The sequence below is a fragment of the Mycobacterium sp. genome (assembly GCF_965229265.1).
Classification (GTDB): Bacteria; Actinomycetota; Actinomycetes; order Mycobacteriales; family Mycobacteriaceae; genus Mycobacterium.
This window is the reverse complement of the sequence record NZ_CBDDIY010000011.1, coordinates 282,253-297,372: the sequence shown is the minus strand read 5'-3', so window position 1 is coordinate 297,372 and position 15,120 is coordinate 282,253. Positions and strand designations below refer to the sequence as shown.

Here is a 15,120-nt window from a genome sequence, read left to right as displayed (position 1 = left end):
GGAACAGCGTCAAAGACGTGCAGGGGCGCGCGAAACTCCTGCACACACGGGCTTACCCACTTGACGTGATTCACAGTACGAATACTCGTTCGCTGATGGAGTCACCATGTCTGTTGTCCAAACAGATCGATCCAACCGTCCGACCGCGCCGCACTCCCATGAGTGCCACACCGCACGGCTTACCACCCAGTGGCCCGACGACACCGTCGCCGTCATCACCGTCCACGGCGAACTCGACGCCTCCAACAGTGCCGCCTTCGCCGATCACGTGGCCGAGTGCGCCGGCAGCGCCGCCCGCCTGGTCCTGGATTTGAGTTCACTCGAATTCTTTGGCACAGCCGGTTTTTCGGCCCTCCATACGATCAACGTCCGCTGCGCAAACAGTGCGTCACGCTGGGCACTGGTGACCGGCGACGCGGTGTCCCGGCTGCTGCGGGTGTGCGATCCCGACCATGCGCTGCCGATCACCGAATCGGTGGCCGAAGCCGTCGCGCTGCTCGACGGCGAACCGCGCCGGCTACTCGAGTTGGTCGCGGAGCCGAGTTAGCGACTTCGCCAGCAGGCGCGAGACGTGCATCTGTGAGATCCCGACACGCTCGGCGATCTGGGTTTGGGTGAGCGACTCGAAGAACCGCAGCAGCAGCACGGTGCGCTCCCGCTCCGGCAGGGCCGCCAGCAGGGGGCGCAGCGCCTCCCGGTTCTCGATCTGATCCAGGCTCAAGTCGACATCGCCAAGGGTATCGAGGATCGCCGGCGCATCCTCTTCACTGCCGCCGCCACCGCTGTCGATGGACAACGTGTTGTAGGAACTACCCGCGATCAGGCCTTCGACGACCTCTTCACGTTCCATGTCGAGTTCCTCGGCCAGCTCGGACGCCGTCGGAGCACGCCCCAGCCGCTGGGACAGCTCCGAGGTGGCCGTACCCAGTCTCAGGTGCAGTTCCTTGAGCCGGCGCGGCACCTTCACCGACCAGCTGTTGTCCCGGAAGTGACGCCGAACCTCGCCCATGATCGTGGGCACCGCGAACGACACAAAGTCCGAACCGGTCTCCACGTCGTAGCGGATGACAGCGTTGACCAGGCCCACGCGCGCAACCTGGACCAGGTCGTCGCGCGGTTCCCCGCGGCCATCGAACCGGCGGGCGATGTGGTCGGCCAGCGGCAGACACCGTTCCACGATGCGGTCACGGTGGCGCTGGAACTGGGGGGACTCGGGGTCGAGTTTCGCCAGTTCCCGGAACATGTCCGGGACGTCGGCGTACTCCGAGTTCGACCGTGACGAACTGTTGGCAGCTCGGGAAGTCACCGGCCGGAGCCCGCCCGCCTCGTGGTCAGAGTGATACCGAAGACCTGCCCGTCGCCGGTGGGCTCGTGACCGTTGTGGAACGTCCTGACCTCGTCAGTCAGCGAGCTCAACACATGCCAGCTGAAACTGCCGGGGGTGACCACGTCGTAGGTGTCGCACGTCGTCGACGCCTCGACCACCACCACGTCGTCGTGCGGGTCGACGACCACGACGAGCGTCGCGTCCGGCGATGCCGAGCGGATGAGCCGGGTGCAGGCCTCATCGACGGCCAGTCGCAGGTCGGCGACCGCGTCGAAGTCGAGGTCTTCGAACGTGCCGACCGCGCCGACCACGGTGCGCAGTACGGCAAGGTTCTCCAGCCTCGCAGCAACCCTGAACTCGACAGCGCTGGCACCCCGTTGGTGCTCGCTGCCACGGCTTTCGGCATCCGTCATCTGACCTCCTGGCAATGTCGACCCGACACTACTCCAGCCCAGGGATGTGCTCGCCACGGTCGCGTCATCACCGCGTCGGCGGGGTACGCGATGCGCGTGCGGATGCCGGCATGCAGCGCAGCACTGCCCAGGAAGTCGTCGTCATGGTGGCCCACTCATACCCACTAGAGGGCACGCGCCAAACCTTTCGACCGCAAAGTCCCATTCGGCGAACCCCGGCAGCGGGCAATCCCCCACGTTGCGCGGGTATGTTGGCACTGATGACTCCCCGCGATTCCTTCCCCGACGACGTCCCCCTTGCCGACGCCGTCGAGCAGCAGCGCCCGGTGGTCGACCCGCAGGAGCGGGTGGCGATCGACGACGGTGCCGTGCCGCTGGAGAGCAACGAATCGGACTGGAACGAACAACGCCAGGTCATCGAGGATCCGGATCAGGACGAGATCCGCTAGTCAGGAGAATGTTTGGCCCGCCCGCCGGGTTGGGTACTAGCCCCTGCGAGGAAGTTGATACCTCAGCAAAGGGGGTTAGGAGATGTCGATCTCCATGACCGAACGTACGGATGCCGATGACATCCGCTTCTTTCGACCGAGTCGGTCCTGTGCATATGAGGGCTGGACCGTCGCCGAGCTCAAGAAGCGGGCTAAGCAGCTTGGAATATCCGGCTATTCGGGCTTGAGCAAGGAAAAGCTGATCGCACTTATCCGTAGTTACTGAACACCGAACGACGCCATGCCGGACGACCGCAAGCGCACCCCTCAAGTCTCGGCAATGCGCTTGATGGCGGCCAGGCGGCGATCCCAGACTCGGCCGAGCCGGTCGAGTTCGACCCCGACGGCCGACAGCCGACTGCCCAGCGCGCGGTAGCGCACCTCGCGTCCGACCCGCACCGGCTCGACCAGCCCGGAAGCGGCAAGGGTGGCCAGGTGTTTGGCAATCGCCTGCCGGCTGACCGGCAGCCGGGCGGCCAGTGCACTGGCCGACAGCTCCTGAGTCCCCAGCGCGGTCAGGATCTGCCACCTGGTCTCGTCGGCCAAGGCTGCCAGCACCCCGGGCAGATCCTCGAGTTCGGGGCCCATCACCGGCTCAGGTACTCGACGAGTTCGCCCAACTCCACCGTCCACCCCTCGGAATTGCCGTCGTGGTGGCCCTGTGGGTCGTCGAGTTCCTCGAAACCGGATTCGACCAGGGTCAGCCGGGTGCCGCCGGCAGTCTGCTCGAGGTCGAAACGCACCAGGGTGGAGTTGCCCGGGACCGGGTCGACATCGCGGTCGCGGGCCCAGCGGTAGATCAGGGTCTTCGGTTCCTCGACATGCTCCACGAGCACCCGGAACGTGCCGTGCCCGGCCCAGCCGAACGCGCCGGCGCCACCTGCCTCGGCGACGAATATCGCCGTTTCACCGAACCATTCGGCGATCAGGTCGGGCTCGGTCAGCGCCGCCCATACCCGGGCGACGGGCGCGTCGATATCGATGGTGCGGGTGATGTCCAGTGCGTTCATCGGGTCTCCTGAGGGACGACGGGTATGCAACTACAGAGTTGCATAAGGCGGGACCGTTGTGCAACCACACGATTGCAGAACACCCAGTTGCGGGTGCGGGCTGCGCCCCCGGCGTTTACGTTCGTGGCGTGGACATCCCGACCATCGAGACCGTCGACACGCCGACGCGCCGCGCCGACGTGTGGCCGCTGGGACCCGGCGACGCGGTGCTGGCGGGCGGCACCTGGCTGTTTTCCGAGCCGCAAGTCCACCTGCGCCGCCTGGTTGACCTCACCACCCTGGGCTGGGTGCCGATCACGCTGCACGACAACGGAATCGAGATCGCCGCCACCTGTACCATCGAGCAGGTCGCCGGGTTGTCGGGCCGGCTTCTCGAGCAGCGGCCGCAGTGGTCGGCCGCACCCCTGTTTCGTCAGTGCGCGACCGCGTTGAAGGCTTCGTTCAAGGTCTGGAAGACCGCCACCATCGGCGGCAACCTCAGCCTGTCCTTTCCCGCCGGATCGATGATCTCGCTGACCAGCGCCCTGGACGGCGAGGTGCTGATCTGGCGGCCCGACGGCAGCGAGCACCGAATGCCGGTAAGCCGCTTCGTCACGGGAGCAGCGCTTAACCGGCTTGCCGCCGACGAGGTGATCCGGTCGGTGCACCTGCCCGCGGCGGCATTGCGGTCGCGCACCGCCTATCGCAAGGTCGCCCCGTCGACCCTCGGGCGTTCCGGTGTGGTGGTGATCGGACGCCGCGACACCGCCGGCGACGGGGGCCGGCTGACGATCTCGGTCACCGGCGCCACCGTGCGCCCCTATGTCTTCACCTTCGCCGGCCGGCCGGGCGAGGAGGAACTGCGCGCCGCGCATGGCAGCATTCCCGACGGGGACTGGACCGACGATGCGCACGGCGATCCGGACTGGCGCGCGGCGATAGCCCTGCTGCTGGCCCGGCAGGTCGCGGCGGAGCTGGCATGATCCGCATCAACGGTGCCGAGCAGCCGGACCCGCCCCGGCCGGGCCAGTGCCTGCGCACCTATCTGCGCGAGCACGGCCACTTCGAGGTCAAGAAGGGCTGCGACGCCGGTGACTGCGGGGCGTGTTCGGTGCTACTCGATGGGCAAGCGATGCACTCGTGCATCGTGCCGGCCTTCCGTGCCGTCGGTCGGGACGTGACGACGGTCGCCGGACTGGGCACCCCCGATGATCTACATCCGGTGCAGCGCCGCTTCGTGGAGGCCGGCGGTTTTCAGTGCGGCTTCTGCACCGCGGGCATGATCGTCACAGCCTCGACGCTGGATGCTGATCCCCCCGGTGACCTCGCCGAGCAGCTGAAGGGAAACCTGTGCCGGTGCACGGGCTACCGGTCGATCACCGACGCCCTGGCCGGCAAGAGAAACACCGAGAAGCCGGCCGAGGCCGCCGACGTCGGCCGGTCGGTAGCCCCGCCGGCGGCAGTGCGCGTGGTGACCGGAACCGAGCGCTACACCATGGACTTCGAACCCGACGAAGGCCCGCTGCTGCACCTGGCGGTGCTGACGAGTCCGCTGCCGCACGCCCGGATTGTGGCCATCGACACCGATGCGGCACAGGCGATTCCCGGTGTCCGGCTGGTGCTCACCCACCGGGACAGCCCGCCGGTGGCGTTCTCCACCGCCCGCCACGAGTTGCGCACCGACGACCCCGACGACACCCGGATCCTGGACGACACCGTGCGGTTCGTCGGCCAGCGGGTCGCCGCGGTGGTGGCCGACAGCCTGGCGATTGCCGAAAAGGCTTGTCGTGCCATCGCTGTCGATTACGAGGAACTCCCCGCGGTCTTCGATCCCGATCAGGCGCGCCGGCCCGGCGCGCCGCTGCTACACGCCAACAAGGGGGCCGACGCCCGGATCGCCGATCCCTCCCGCAACCTCGTCGCACAGGTGCACGGCCAGGTCGGCGACGTCGACGCCGGGGTGGCCGCGGCCCGCGCCGCCGAGGGTGTGGTCGTGACCGGCCGCTACACCACCGCCCGGGTGCAGCACACCCACCTGGAGACACACGGCTGCACCGGCTGGCGAGATACCCAAGGACGCTTGGTGATTCGCAGCAGCACGCAGGTGCCGTTCCTGGTGCGCGACGAACTGTGCCACATCTTCGGCTTGGACACCGACCGGGTGCAGGTGGTCGCCAAGCGGGTGGGCGGCGGCTTCGGGGCCAAGCAGGAAATGCTGGTCGAGGATCTCGTCGCACTGGCCGTGCTTCGGCTAGGCCTGCCGGTGCGCTACGAGTTCACCCGCAGTGACCAGTTCCGGACGGCGCCGTGCCGGCACCCCTACCGGGTCGACGTGACGGTGGCGGCCCGGCCCGACGGTGTGCTCACCGCGCTCGGGATCGACGTGCTCGCCGACGCCGGGGCGTACGGCAACCACAGCCTCGGGGTGCTGTTCCACAGTTGCGGGGAGTCGCTGTCGGTCTACCGGTGCCCCAACAAGCGTGTCGATGCCGAAGCCGTGTACACCAACCACCTGCCCTCGGGCGCGTTCCGCGGGTATGGGCTGGGGCAGGTGATCTTCGCCGTCGAGTGCGCGCTGGACGAATTGGCCGGGCAGCTGGGCATCGACCCGTTCGACCTGCGGCGGGCGAACGTGGTGGTGCCCGGCGACGATTTCGTGGACTGGCATGTGGTGTCCGATGACCTGACCTTCGGCAGCTACGGACTGGACCAATGCCTGGACCTGGCTCAAACCGCGCTGCGCCGGGGCAACGGGCAACCGCCGCCACCGGGGTCGCACTGGCGAGTCGGCGAGGGGATGGCCGTCGCGATGATCGCCACCATCCCGCCGCGCGGGCACCTAGCCGACGCCGAGGTGAGTGTGAATTCCGAAGGCCGATATGTGGTTTCGGTGGGAACGGCCGAGTTCGGCAACGGCACCTCCACGGTCCACACCCAGCTGGCCGCCTCGGAGTTGCACACCACCGCCGACCGGATCGACCTGCGGCAGTCCGACACCGACCTCGGCGGGCACGACACCGGCGCATTCGGGTCGGCAGGCACCGTGGTCGCCGGCAAGGCCGTTCTGCTGGCTGCCCGCGAGCTGCACGAGAAGATCCGCGCTGCGGCCGCCGCCCGCACCGGGGTGCCCGACTCGTCCTGCATCCTCGGACCCAACGGGGTGCAGTGCGGCGAGACGTTCGTCGGCTTCGGCGATCTGCTGCTGGCCGGACCGCTGCGGGGCACCGGGCGACACGACGGCTCGCCGCGGTCGGTGGCCTTCAACGTGCACGCGTTCCGGGTGGCGGTCAACGTCGAGACCGGGCAGGTGCGCATCTTGCAGTCGATCCAGAGCGCCGACGCGGGCGTGGTGATTAACCCCGAGCAGTGCCGCGGACAGGTGGAAGGCGGTGCGGCCCAGGCGATCGGCTCTTCCCTGTACGAGGAGATGAGGACCGGTCCGGACGGCGCGGTGACCACGGATGCGTTGCGCAACTATCACATTCCGCAGCTGGCCGACCTGCCGGTGACCGAGGTCTATTTCGCCGACACCGTCGACGAGCTCGGCCCGATGGGCGCCAAGTCGATGAGCGAGTCACCCTACAATCCGGTGGCACCGGCCCTGGCGAACGCGATCGCCGACGCGTGCGGGGCGCGCCTGCGCAGCCTGCCGATGACTCCGGCGCGGGTGTGGCGGGCGCTCAGCGGCCCGACAGCTCCCACACACTCGCCGACATCCGGTCGGTCATCGTCGTGACCGTGACCTGGCCGCCGTCGTCGCCCTGGCAGGCCATCGCCTGCACGATCGCGTTGTTGCGCAACCGCGCTTCGGCGTAGCAGGTCCAGTCGAACGGGATACCGAGCTGCTGCTTGCTCCAGCGCACCGTGTCGGCACTGATCTCGGGGACGGTGAATTTCCACGCGGCGTCGCCGCCGGTACTCAGCGCCCGTTGGCCGTCACAGGCCTTGGCGTTCTTGGTGCCGGTGGCGAATTGCGCTGCCGCCGAGCCCTCGTCGGGATAGACGGCGACAGCCTCGGCCACCACATGGTCGTGTTGGTCGCCGTCGGTGAACAGCAGGACGTGGAAGCCCAGCCACTTGTCGCCGAGGAAGGCGGCCATGCCGGCGGCGTCCAGCGCCGAACAGGCCGGCACCGCCGAGGTGCCCGGGATGGGTCGCGCCTGGTCGGCGTCGGTCTGCAGTTTGACCCCGACGATGTCGCGCAGCTGCGATGGGCTGACCAGCACCTGGTCGGTGTCACCGGCACGCAACGGGGTAATTCCCTGGGCCGGATTGGACACCGCGCTGCCCGCGACGGAGTGCGCACATCCGGCCAACACCACCGCCGCCGCGCCGAGAAGAGCGGGCAGTCGCATGCAGCGAATGCTAGACCGCCGCGAGCAATACCTCTCTCAACGCCGTCACCGCACGGTCGATCTCGGCGCGCGTCACGGTCAGCGCCGGGCGGAACCGGATGCTCTGCGACCCGCTGCCGAGCATGATCACACCACGGTCCCACAGTGCGGCCAACACCGCGTCGCGACGGGCGGCATCGGGCAGGCTGAAGGCGCACATCAACCCCCGGCCGCGCACGTCGCCGACCGTGTCGGGCAGCTCGGCGGCGAGGTCGACCAGCGCGGCCTTCAGGTGTGCGCCCATCTCGGTGGCGTGGGCGAACAACCCGTCGGCCTCGATGACCTCCAGGATCCGCCGGGACCGCACCATGTCGACGAGGTTGCCGCCCCAGGTGGAGTTGATCCGGGAACTGACGGTGAAGACGTTGTCGGCGACCTCGTCGACCCGTCCGCCGGCCATGACGCCGCAGACCTGGGTCTTCTTGCCGAACGCGACGATGTCGGGGGTGAAGCCGAGCTGTTGGTAGGCCCATGCCGAGCCGGTGATGCCGCACCCGGTCTGCACCTCGTCGGCGATCAGCAGCGCGTCGTACTCGTCGCACAACCGGCGCATCGCGGCGAAGAACTCGGGCCGGAAGTGCCGGTCGCCGCCCTCACCCTGGATCGGCTCGATGATGAAGCAGGCGATGTCGTGCGGATGCGCCTCGAACGCCGCCCTTGCCTGCCGCAGCGACTCGCCCTCCACCGCGTCCATATCGGCGCCGGGACGAAGGTAGGGCGCGTCGATGCGCGGCCAGTCGAACTTGGGGAAGCGCGCGACCTTGTTGGGGTCGGTGTTGGTCAGCGACAGGGTGTAGCCGCTGCGCCCGTGGAAGGCGCCACGCAGGTGCAGAACGCGGGTGCCGAGTACGGGGTCGATACCGCGGGCCTCGTTGTGCCGGCTCTTCCAGTCGAAGGCGACCTTGAGCGCGTTCTCCACCGCCAGCGCTCCGCCGTCGACGAAGAACAGGTGCTGCAGTGCCGGGTCGCCGAGCACACGGGCGAAGGTGTCGACGAAACGGGCCATCGGCACGGTGTAGACGTCGGAGTTGGACGGCTTGTTGATCGCGGCCTGGGCCAGTTCCGCGCGGAATTCCTCGTCGCCGGCGAGGGCGGGGTGGTTCATACCCAACGCCGAGGAGGCGAAGAACGTGAACATGTCGAGGTAGCCCTTGCCGTCGCGGGCGTCGATCAAGTGTGAACCCGACGACCGCTCCAGATCGAGCACCAGATCCAGCCCGTCGGCCAGGATGTTGCGGGCCAGGACCGCATGGACGTCACCTGGTGCGACGGCACTGCGCCGAGAGGTGGCCGAAATCGAAGACAACAGGTCATCCCGCGACAAGAGTTCCGTCATGAGGGAATCCTATCGTAATTTTTACGCTCTTCCAGTCCTAGGAGCGCAAATTTTCCTAGGGAATCTCTCGCTTGCCACGCGACAGCGCCGCACAACCCTCGGAATTATCGCGGCCCATCCCGCCGAACACCGGAACTATTCCGGCAGATAGACTCGATCACTGTAAAATGTGTTTAGAATGATGGTGCTTCGAGTGCGGACGTTCGCCGTTGTGCGGATCTGTTGCAGCAGGCCTTCCAATGCCCGCGGCGACTCGACGCGCACGAACAGGATGTAGCTCTCCTCGCCGGCCACCGAGTAGCACGCCTCGATTTCGGCGATGTTCTCCAGGCGAGTAGGGGCATCATCGGGTTGCGACGGATCAAGAGGGGTGATGGCCACGAACGCCGACAACATGTGCCCGAACGCTTCGGGGTCGATGCGGGCGCTGTATCCCGTTACTACCCCGCGGGCCTCCAAGCGCCGCACCCGTGACTGCACCGCCGACACCGACAGGCCGGTTGTGGTTGCCAGATGCGCCAACGTCGCCCTGCCGTCGACGACCAGTTCGCGCACCAGGGTGCGGTCGATCTCGTCGAGGCCGTGGGTCGCCTCCGCGCTGTCCGCCATGGCCGCAGACTATCCCAGCGAGGTCCTGCGGTGAGCGCACCCGAGGTGGCCATCTGGCAGCTGCGAGCCCGGTTCGCGGCGGCCCTGTCGACGATGTATGGCACCGAGGTGCCGGCCTACACCACGCTGGTCGACGTCAGCGAGGCCGTCAACCGCGACTATGTCGCCGCCCACCCGGACGCCGAGCGGCTGGGGTCGATCGAACGGGTGACCGCCGAACGGCACGGCGCCATCCGAGTCGGCACACCGGCTGAATTGGCCGACGTCGCAGACCTTTTCGCGGCGTTCGGCATGTATCCGGTCGGCTACTACGATCTGCGCGAGGCCGCCTCGCCGGTTCCGGTGGTGTCGACGGCGTTTCGGCCGGTGGATGCGGCCGAGCTGGCGCACAACCCGTTCCGGGTGTTCACCTCGATGCTGGCCAGCCGCGACGCCCGGTTCTTCAGCGTTGATCTGCGCCGCCGCGTCGACGAATTCCTGCGTCGGCGCACGCTGTTCGATCCCGCCCTGATCGCCGCCGCTCGCCGGATCGCCGCCGCCGGCGGGTGCGACGCCGACACCGCGCAGGACTTCGTCGCCCGCGCCGTGGCGGCCTTTGCGCTGTCCCGTGAGCCGGTAGAACGGGCCTGGTACACCGAGCTGACGGCGGTCTCGGCCGTGGCCGCCGACATCGCCGGGGTTCCGACCACGCATATCAACCATCTGACTCCCCGCGTGCTCGACATCGACGACCTGTACTGCCGGATGAGTGAGCGCGGCATTGCGATGATCGACGCCATCCAGGGGCCACCCCGCTGGGACGGCCCGGATGTGCTGTTGCGCCAGACATCGTTTCGGGCGCTGGCCGAGCCGCGCCGTTTCCTCGAGGCGGACGGCGAGGTGACCGACGGGACACTGCGGGTGCGTTTCGGCGAGGTGGAGGCCCGCGGTGTGGCGCTGACCCGTAAGGGCCGCGAGCGCTACGACGCCGCGATGGCGACGGCCGACCCGGCCGGGCGGTGGGCCGACTACTTCCCGCGCACCGACGACGAGATGGCGTCCCAGGGGCTTGCCTACTACCACCGCGGCGACCCGTCGGCGCCGGTGGTCTACGAGGATTTCCTGCCCGCCTCTGCCGCGGGTATCTTCCGGTCGAACCTCGACACCGACGCCGAAGCCGCCGCCGGTACCGACGAATCCGGCTACAGCATGGACTGGATGGCCGGCACGATCGGGCATCACATCCACGACCCGTACGACCTTTACGACGCGACCGCACAGGAGCCGCCCGCATGAGCACCACCACCGTCACCGCGCTGCCCACCGCCGAAGACCTGCGCACCCGGGTGCGGCACGCCTTCGGGGCGATCGGCGCCGAGGTCGACCTCGCCGAGCCGGGGGGCCATGGCCTGCCGGCCAGCACCCCGCTGACCGGCGATGTGCTGTTCACCGTCGCCGAGACCACCGCCGCGCAGGCTCAGGCCGCGATCGCCGAAGCGGCGCAGGCATTTTCGACCTGGCGAACCACACCGGCCCCGGTGCGCGGCCAGTTGGTGGCCCGGCTGGGTGAGCTGCTGCGCGAGCACAAGGCGGATCTGGCCACCCTGGTGACCGTTGAGGCCGGCAAGATCACCTCGGAGGCCCTCGGCGAGGTCCAGGAGATGATCGACATCTGTGAGTTCGCCGTCGGGCTCTCCCGCCAGCTGTATGGCCGCACGATCGCCTCCGAGCGGCCCGGTCATCGGCTGATGGAGACCTGGCACCCGCTGGGTGTGGTCGGCGTGGTCACGGCCTTCAACTTCCCGGTCGCGGTGTGGGCCTGGAACACCGCGGTCGCCCTGGTGTGCGGGGACACCGTGGTGTGGAAGCCATCCGAACTCACGCCGTTGACCGCGATCGCCTGCCAGGCCCTCATCGAACGGGCCGCCGCCGACGTCGGCGCGCCGGCTCAGCTGAGTCGGCTGGTGCTGGGCGGCCGGGAGGTCGGCGAGGCGCTGGTCGACGATCCGCGGGTGGCGCTGGTGTCGGCCACCGGTTCGGTGCGGATGGGCCGGCAGGTCGGCCCGCGGGTCGCCGAGCGGTTCGGCCGGGTCCTGCTCGAACTCGGTGGCAACAACGCGGCCATCGTCACCCCGTCGGCCGACCTCGATCTGGCCGTGCGGGCGATCGTCTTCTCGGCGGCGGGCACCGCGGGCCAGCGGTGTACGACGCTGCGCCGGCTGATCGTGCACTCCTCGGTCGCCGACGCGCTCGTCGAGCGGATCGTGGCCGCCTACCGCACCCTGCCCATCGGCGATCCCTCGGCCGAGGGCACCCTCGTCGGGCCGCTGATCCACGAGACCGCCTACCGCGACATGGTCGGCGCCCTGGAGCAGGCCCGCGCCGACGGAGGCACGGTCGTCGGCGGACAGCGTCATCACATCGGCGGGCCGGACGGCGAGGATGCCTTCTACGTCGAGCCGGCCGTGGTGCGGATGCCCGCCCAGACCGACATCCTGCACCACGAGACGTTCGCACCGATCCTCTACGTGCTGACCTACGAGACTCTCGACGGGGCCATCGCGCTGAACAACGCGGTGCCGCAGGGGCTTTCCTCGGCCATCTTCACCACCGACGTCCGCGAGGCCGAACGGTTCCTGGCCGCCGACGGCTCGGACTGCGGGATCGCCAACGTCAACATCGGCACCTCGGGTGCCGAGATCGGCGGCGCGTTCGGCGGGGAGAAGCAAACCGGCGGCGGGCGCGAGTCGGGGTCGGACTCGTGGAAGGCCTACATGCGCCGCGCCACCAACACCGTCAACTACTCCTCGGAGCTACCGCTGGCCCAGGGCGTGCACTTCGGTTAGCCGCCCAGCAGGCTGAGTAGCTCCCCACGGCCGATCTGGTTCACCAGCGTCGCCGCGTCGAAGTAGATCCGCTCGTTGGTGATGCGGTCGCCGTCGAACGAGAACACCGCGATGACGGGCACCCGGAAGGCTTTGCCCGTCGGCGGTAGTCCATAGAATTCGCCGAGATTGGTTCCGAGCAGGTCGAATTCGACAATCACCCCGTCGTCGGTGAGGTGGAAGCGCGCGTTCTCGTGGCGCTGGTCGGGAAACGCGGTGCGCGTGGTGAGGTAGTAGCCCATCACCTCGCCGTCGAAGACCTGACCGGTCGGGATGATCTCGTAGCGCGGGTGACCGTTGAAGGTGGCCAGGGTGCGGTCGAACTCCTTGGTCACCTCGGTGTCCATGTGTTCTCGGATGACGTCGAGGCGGCGCTGGCGTAGTTCGTCAGTGAGCATGGCGGGCCTCCGAGATCGACGTTTTGTATAGATCTACTCGCACTTTCGCGGCGAAACGTTGGTTTGGGCGCACGAGGGGTCCAGGAGGTGGCGCTCGACGAGGTCCGCACCGTGGCGCACTCCGCCGGTGGCGGCGAAACCGGCGGCCACCCGTCGGGCGCCGTCGGTCATCGTCATGGCCTCGAACACCTTGGCTCGCAGTCTGGCCGGCGTCAGCCTGGCCGCGGGTAGCCGGGTGCCGCAGCGAGCCACCTGAACCCGCATCGCCACCTCGGGCTGGTCGCGGCCGAACGGCACCACGCACACCGGCACGCCGCGGTCCAGCGCCCGCACGGTGGCGCCCATCCCACCGTGGGTCACCGCGCACACCGCGCGGTCGAGCACCGGACTGTGCGGAATATATTGCCGCACAGTCGCATTCGCGGGTATCACGAGATCGTCGGGCACTCCGGCCGGGAAGGTCGCCACGACATGCAGCGGTTCGTCGGCCAAGGCGTGCAACGCCGCCCGGCCCAGCGCGGAATCCGCCTGGCGGATCGACGACGTCGTCACCAGGACGATCGGATCCTCGATCGCCGCCAGCCAGTCGGGAACGTCGGGATCGGTCGCCGACGCGCAGGCTCCGATCAGGTGCACATTGGGTCCCCAGTCCGGGTGCGGGTACTCGAAGGGCTCACCGCCGACCACCAGCATCAGCGGCGCGCGACGCAGGAATCCGTCGACCGATCGCACCGGCGGCGCGCCGACCCTGGCCCGCACCGCGTTGATCCGCGGCAGCATCGGCCGGTCCATCACCTGCCATACCACCGCCCGCAGAATCGCGTCCCGAACCAATCCCGGCGGCCCCGACCACGGCCGCATGCCGGGCCCGACCGGCGGCACGCCGCGGGAACGCAGGAACGGGGTGAACGGCGAGAACACCGCCCACGGCAGGTCCCCGGCGTCGGCGGCCGACAGCGCTCCCCAGCAGTTGGCGTCGAGGATCAGCGCGTCCGGCTTCACCTCGGCGATCGCCCGGGCCAGGTCGTCGACTTCGAGTTCGGCGCGCCGGCACAACACGTCGATCGTCATGCTCAGCACGCCGAAGACGCTGCGGGCGGTCCAATCTCGGCTGGTGATGGCTTCGATGCGGGCGTCGACGGGCTGGGTGTGCAGGCCCAGCTTCAGGCCGGTGGCCACCCCGGCTGACTGGGTGCGCAGATGGATCTCGTGGCCGCGCCCGGCGAGCTCGCCCAGCAGCGCACTGGCCGGCAGCAGGTGACCGAGCGCCGGGGAGCCGTATGCCAATATCGTGGCCATACCTCATCGGTTACCAGCTCCGGCGGCAATCCGCCGCCCAACCAGGCGATGTGTTCCTGATTCGTCAGAACCTGTTCTACATGTGACCAACTAGGATGGGCTCATGGCTGAGCCACCCGCACGTCGTCGCCTGTCCCCCGACGACCGGCGCAGTGAGTTGCTCGCCCTGGGTGCCGAGGTGTTCGGCCAGCGTCCGTACGACGAGGTGCGCATCGACGAGATCGCCGAGCGCGCCGGGGTGTCACGGGCGTTGATGTACCACTACTTCCCCGACAAGCGGGCGTTCTTCGCCGCCGTGGTGCGGGCCGAGAGTGAGCGGTTGTTCGAAGCGACCAACACTCCGGCGGCCGAGGGCCAGAGCCTGTTCGACCGGTTGCGCTCCGGCGTGCTGGCCTACGTGCGCTACGACGAGGAGCATCCGCACGGCGCCTGGGCGGCCTACATCGGGATGGGCCGCACCGACCCGGTGCTGCGCGGTATCGACGACGTCGACAACGAGCGCCAGATGCAGCGGATCATGGCCGCCATCACCGACGTGACATCCGGGGATCTGGACTCCAAGGTGGAACGTGATCTGGGCGTCATCGTCTACGGCTGGCTGGCGTTCACCTTCGAGCTGTGCCGCCAGCGCATCCTCGACCCGTCCGTCGACGCCGACCACCTCGCCGACTCGTGTGCGCACGCGTTGCTCGACGCCATCGCCCGCGTGCCCGGCATACCCGCCACACTCGCCGAGGCAGTGGGCGGATGACCGCCAACACCCGGATCGCCGCCGGTGATCTGACCCAGGAGCATGTCGGGAAGTTCCTCAGCTGCCACGACCCCGAATCCGACACCGTCTATGCCGCCAAGATCCTGCGGATCATGCGCCGCGAAGACGGCAATTCGCCGGGGGTGTCGATCTGGCTGGAACACCCGTCGCTGCCCTCGGGCCGACTGGCGCGCGGCGGGCTGGCCCATGTCCGGTTCGAGCAGGAATTCGAGCTGGTCGACACGACCTAGC

Annotated in this window: 17 protein-coding genes and 1 pseudogene; 9 read left to right on the top strand and 9 right to left on the bottom strand. The window is 68.6% G+C overall.

Annotated features, from left to right (window positions below):
• The first annotated feature begins 106 nt into the window (after nucleotides 1-106).
• Nucleotides 107-547 (top strand): STAS domain-containing protein, encoded by a 441-nt coding sequence (locus ADBZ9K_RS13885; protein ID WP_526621405.1) that lies wholly within the window; start codon nucleotides 107-109, stop codon nucleotides 545-547.
• Here ADBZ9K_RS13885 and ADBZ9K_RS13880 read toward each other — a convergent pair.
• The gene (locus tag ADBZ9K_RS13880) at nucleotides 518-1,306 is read right to left on the bottom strand and encodes an RNA polymerase sigma factor SigF (protein WP_526621403.1); all 789 of its coding nucleotides are present in this window, start codon (nucleotides 1,304-1,306) and stop codon (nucleotides 518-520) included. The two genes, ADBZ9K_RS13885 and ADBZ9K_RS13880, sit on opposite strands and share 30 nt — an antisense overlap.
• Entirely contained in the window at nucleotides 1,303-1,740 is a 438-nt protein-coding gene (locus ADBZ9K_RS13875) for an ATP-binding protein (protein ID WP_526621401.1), read from the bottom strand. The genes ADBZ9K_RS13880 and ADBZ9K_RS13875 overlap by 4 nt, the downstream gene beginning before the upstream one ends.
• Before the next feature lie 260 nt (nucleotides 1,741-2,000).
• Here ADBZ9K_RS13875 and ADBZ9K_RS13870 point away from each other — a divergent pair, with 260 nt between their 5' ends.
• Nucleotides 2,001-2,189 (top strand): hypothetical protein, encoded by a 189-nt coding sequence (locus ADBZ9K_RS13870; protein WP_526621399.1) that lies wholly within the window; start codon nucleotides 2,001-2,003, stop codon nucleotides 2,187-2,189.
• 154 nt (nucleotides 2,190-2,343) lie between these two features.
• A pseudogene (locus ADBZ9K_RS13865) lies at nucleotides 2,344-2,454 on the top strand (Rho termination factor N-terminal domain-containing protein); the annotation flags it as partial.
• A gap of 41 nt (nucleotides 2,455-2,495) precedes the next feature.
• On the opposite strand, the gene ADBZ9K_RS13860 reads toward ADBZ9K_RS13865, so the two are convergent.
• Together ADBZ9K_RS13860 and ADBZ9K_RS13855 are read right to left on the bottom strand one after the other, a co-directional pair.
• Complete coding sequence (locus ADBZ9K_RS13860; RefSeq protein ID WP_526621397.1) at nucleotides 2,496-2,816, bottom strand: ArsR/SmtB family transcription factor; 321 nt, start codon at nucleotides 2,814-2,816, stop codon at nucleotides 2,496-2,498.
• Nucleotides 2,816-3,238: an SRPBCC domain-containing protein gene (locus ADBZ9K_RS13855; protein ID WP_526621395.1), complete on the bottom strand. Its 423-nt coding sequence runs from the start codon at nucleotides 3,236-3,238 to the stop codon at nucleotides 2,816-2,818. The genes ADBZ9K_RS13860 and ADBZ9K_RS13855 overlap by 1 nt, the downstream gene beginning before the upstream one ends.
• 128 nt (nucleotides 3,239-3,366) lie before the next feature.
• On the opposite strand from ADBZ9K_RS13855, the gene ADBZ9K_RS13850 reads away from it, so the two are divergent.
• Nucleotides 3,367-4,200, top strand: coding sequence for an FAD binding domain-containing protein (locus tag ADBZ9K_RS13850; protein ID WP_526621393.1), 834 nt, complete (start codon nucleotides 3,367-3,369; stop codon nucleotides 4,198-4,200).
• A complete protein-coding gene (locus ADBZ9K_RS13845; RefSeq protein ID WP_526621391.1) occupies nucleotides 4,197-6,953 on the top strand; it encodes a molybdopterin-dependent oxidoreductase in 2,757 nt (918 codons plus the stop codon). The genes ADBZ9K_RS13850 and ADBZ9K_RS13845 overlap by 4 nt, the downstream gene beginning before the upstream one ends.
• Here the strand turns inward: ADBZ9K_RS13845 and ADBZ9K_RS13840 are convergent.
• The 3 genes from ADBZ9K_RS13840 to ADBZ9K_RS13830 form a co-directional block, all read right to left on the bottom strand.
• Nucleotides 6,898-7,572 carry a sensor domain-containing protein gene (locus ADBZ9K_RS13840; protein WP_526621389.1) on the bottom strand — a complete coding sequence of 225 codons (675 nt, stop codon included), beginning with the start codon at nucleotides 7,570-7,572 and terminating at the stop codon, nucleotides 6,898-6,900. The two genes, ADBZ9K_RS13845 and ADBZ9K_RS13840, sit on opposite strands and share 56 nt — an antisense overlap.
• A 10-nt stretch (nucleotides 7,573-7,582) precedes the next feature.
• Entirely contained in the window at nucleotides 7,583-8,947 is a 1,365-nt protein-coding gene (lat, locus tag ADBZ9K_RS13835) for an L-lysine 6-transaminase (RefSeq protein WP_526621387.1), read from the bottom strand.
• A 135-nt stretch (nucleotides 8,948-9,082) separates the two neighbouring features.
• Complete coding sequence (locus tag ADBZ9K_RS13830) at nucleotides 9,083-9,556, bottom strand: Lrp/AsnC family transcriptional regulator (RefSeq protein ID WP_526621386.1); 474 nt, start codon at nucleotides 9,554-9,556, stop codon at nucleotides 9,083-9,085.
• Between the two features lie 30 nt (nucleotides 9,557-9,586).
• Between ADBZ9K_RS13830 and hglS the strand changes: the two genes are divergently transcribed.
• Together hglS and amaB are read left to right on the top strand one after the other, a co-directional pair.
• Nucleotides 9,587-10,831 carry a 2-oxoadipate dioxygenase/decarboxylase gene (hglS, locus tag ADBZ9K_RS13825; RefSeq protein ID WP_526621384.1) on the top strand — a complete coding sequence of 415 codons (1,245 nt, stop codon included), beginning with the start codon at nucleotides 9,587-9,589 and terminating at the stop codon, nucleotides 10,829-10,831.
• Entirely contained in the window at nucleotides 10,828-12,381 is a 1,554-nt protein-coding gene (amaB, locus tag ADBZ9K_RS13820) for an L-piperidine-6-carboxylate dehydrogenase (RefSeq protein ID WP_526621382.1), read from the top strand. Before hglS ends, amaB begins: the two co-directional genes overlap by 4 nt.
• Here amaB and ADBZ9K_RS13815 read toward each other — a convergent pair.
• On the bottom strand, nucleotides 12,378-12,818 hold the full coding sequence (locus tag ADBZ9K_RS13815; RefSeq protein ID WP_526621380.1) for an ester cyclase: 441 nt from the start codon (nucleotides 12,816-12,818) through the stop codon (nucleotides 12,378-12,380). The genes amaB and ADBZ9K_RS13815 overlap by 4 nt on opposite strands.
• Before the next feature lie 33 nt (nucleotides 12,819-12,851).
• Complete coding sequence (locus ADBZ9K_RS13810) at nucleotides 12,852-14,117, bottom strand: nucleotide disphospho-sugar-binding domain-containing protein (RefSeq protein ID WP_526621378.1); 1,266 nt, start codon at nucleotides 14,115-14,117, stop codon at nucleotides 12,852-12,854.
• A gap of 103 nt (nucleotides 14,118-14,220) precedes the next feature.
• Between ADBZ9K_RS13810 and ADBZ9K_RS13805 the strand changes: the two genes are divergently transcribed.
• Together ADBZ9K_RS13805 and ADBZ9K_RS13800 are read left to right on the top strand one after the other, a co-directional pair.
• The gene (locus tag ADBZ9K_RS13805; protein WP_526621376.1) at nucleotides 14,221-14,868 is read left to right on the top strand and encodes a TetR/AcrR family transcriptional regulator; all 648 of its coding nucleotides are present in this window, start codon (nucleotides 14,221-14,223) and stop codon (nucleotides 14,866-14,868) included.
• Nucleotides 14,865-15,119: a hypothetical protein gene (locus ADBZ9K_RS13800; RefSeq protein WP_526621374.1), complete on the top strand. Its 255-nt coding sequence runs from the start codon at nucleotides 14,865-14,867 to the stop codon at nucleotides 15,117-15,119. Before ADBZ9K_RS13805 ends, ADBZ9K_RS13800 begins: the two co-directional genes overlap by 4 nt.
• Nucleotide 15,120 lies beyond the last annotated feature (1 nt).

Coding starts and splice junctions, on each gene's coding strand:
- amaB (WP_526621382.1), top strand. CDS start 10,828: ATGAGCACCACCACCGTCACCGCGCTGCCCACCGCCGAAGACCTGCGC.
- ADBZ9K_RS13800 (WP_526621374.1), top strand. CDS start 14,865: ATGACCGCCAACACCCGGATCGCCGCCGGTGATCTGACCCAGGAGCAT.
- ADBZ9K_RS13885 (WP_526621405.1), top strand. CDS start 107: ATGTCTGTTGTCCAAACAGATCGATCCAACCGTCCGACCGCGCCGCAC.
- ADBZ9K_RS13870 (WP_526621399.1), top strand. CDS start 2,001: ATGACTCCCCGCGATTCCTTCCCCGACGACGTCCCCCTTGCCGACGCC.
- ADBZ9K_RS13815 (WP_526621380.1), bottom strand. CDS start 12,818: ATGCTCACTGACGAACTACGCCAGCGCCGCCTCGACGTCATCCGAGAA.
- ADBZ9K_RS13855 (WP_526621395.1), bottom strand. CDS start 3,238: ATGAACGCACTGGACATCACCCGCACCATCGATATCGACGCGCCCGTC.
- ADBZ9K_RS13845 (WP_526621391.1), top strand. CDS start 4,197: ATGATCCGCATCAACGGTGCCGAGCAGCCGGACCCGCCCCGGCCGGGC.
- ADBZ9K_RS13830 (WP_526621386.1), bottom strand. CDS start 9,556: ATGGCGGACAGCGCGGAGGCGACCCACGGCCTCGACGAGATCGACCGC.
- ADBZ9K_RS13805 (WP_526621376.1), top strand. CDS start 14,221: ATGGCTGAGCCACCCGCACGTCGTCGCCTGTCCCCCGACGACCGGCGC.
- lat (WP_526621387.1), bottom strand. CDS start 8,947: ATGACGGAACTCTTGTCGCGGGATGACCTGTTGTCTTCGATTTCGGCC.
- ADBZ9K_RS13810 (WP_526621378.1), bottom strand. CDS start 14,117: ATGGCCACGATATTGGCATACGGCTCCCCGGCGCTCGGTCACCTGCTG.
- ADBZ9K_RS13840 (WP_526621389.1), bottom strand. CDS start 7,572: ATGCGACTGCCCGCTCTTCTCGGCGCGGCGGCGGTGGTGTTGGCCGGA.
- ADBZ9K_RS13860 (WP_526621397.1), bottom strand. CDS start 2,816: ATGGGCCCCGAACTCGAGGATCTGCCCGGGGTGCTGGCAGCCTTGGCC.
- ADBZ9K_RS13875 (WP_526621401.1), bottom strand. CDS start 1,740: ATGACGGATGCCGAAAGCCGTGGCAGCGAGCACCAACGGGGTGCCAGC.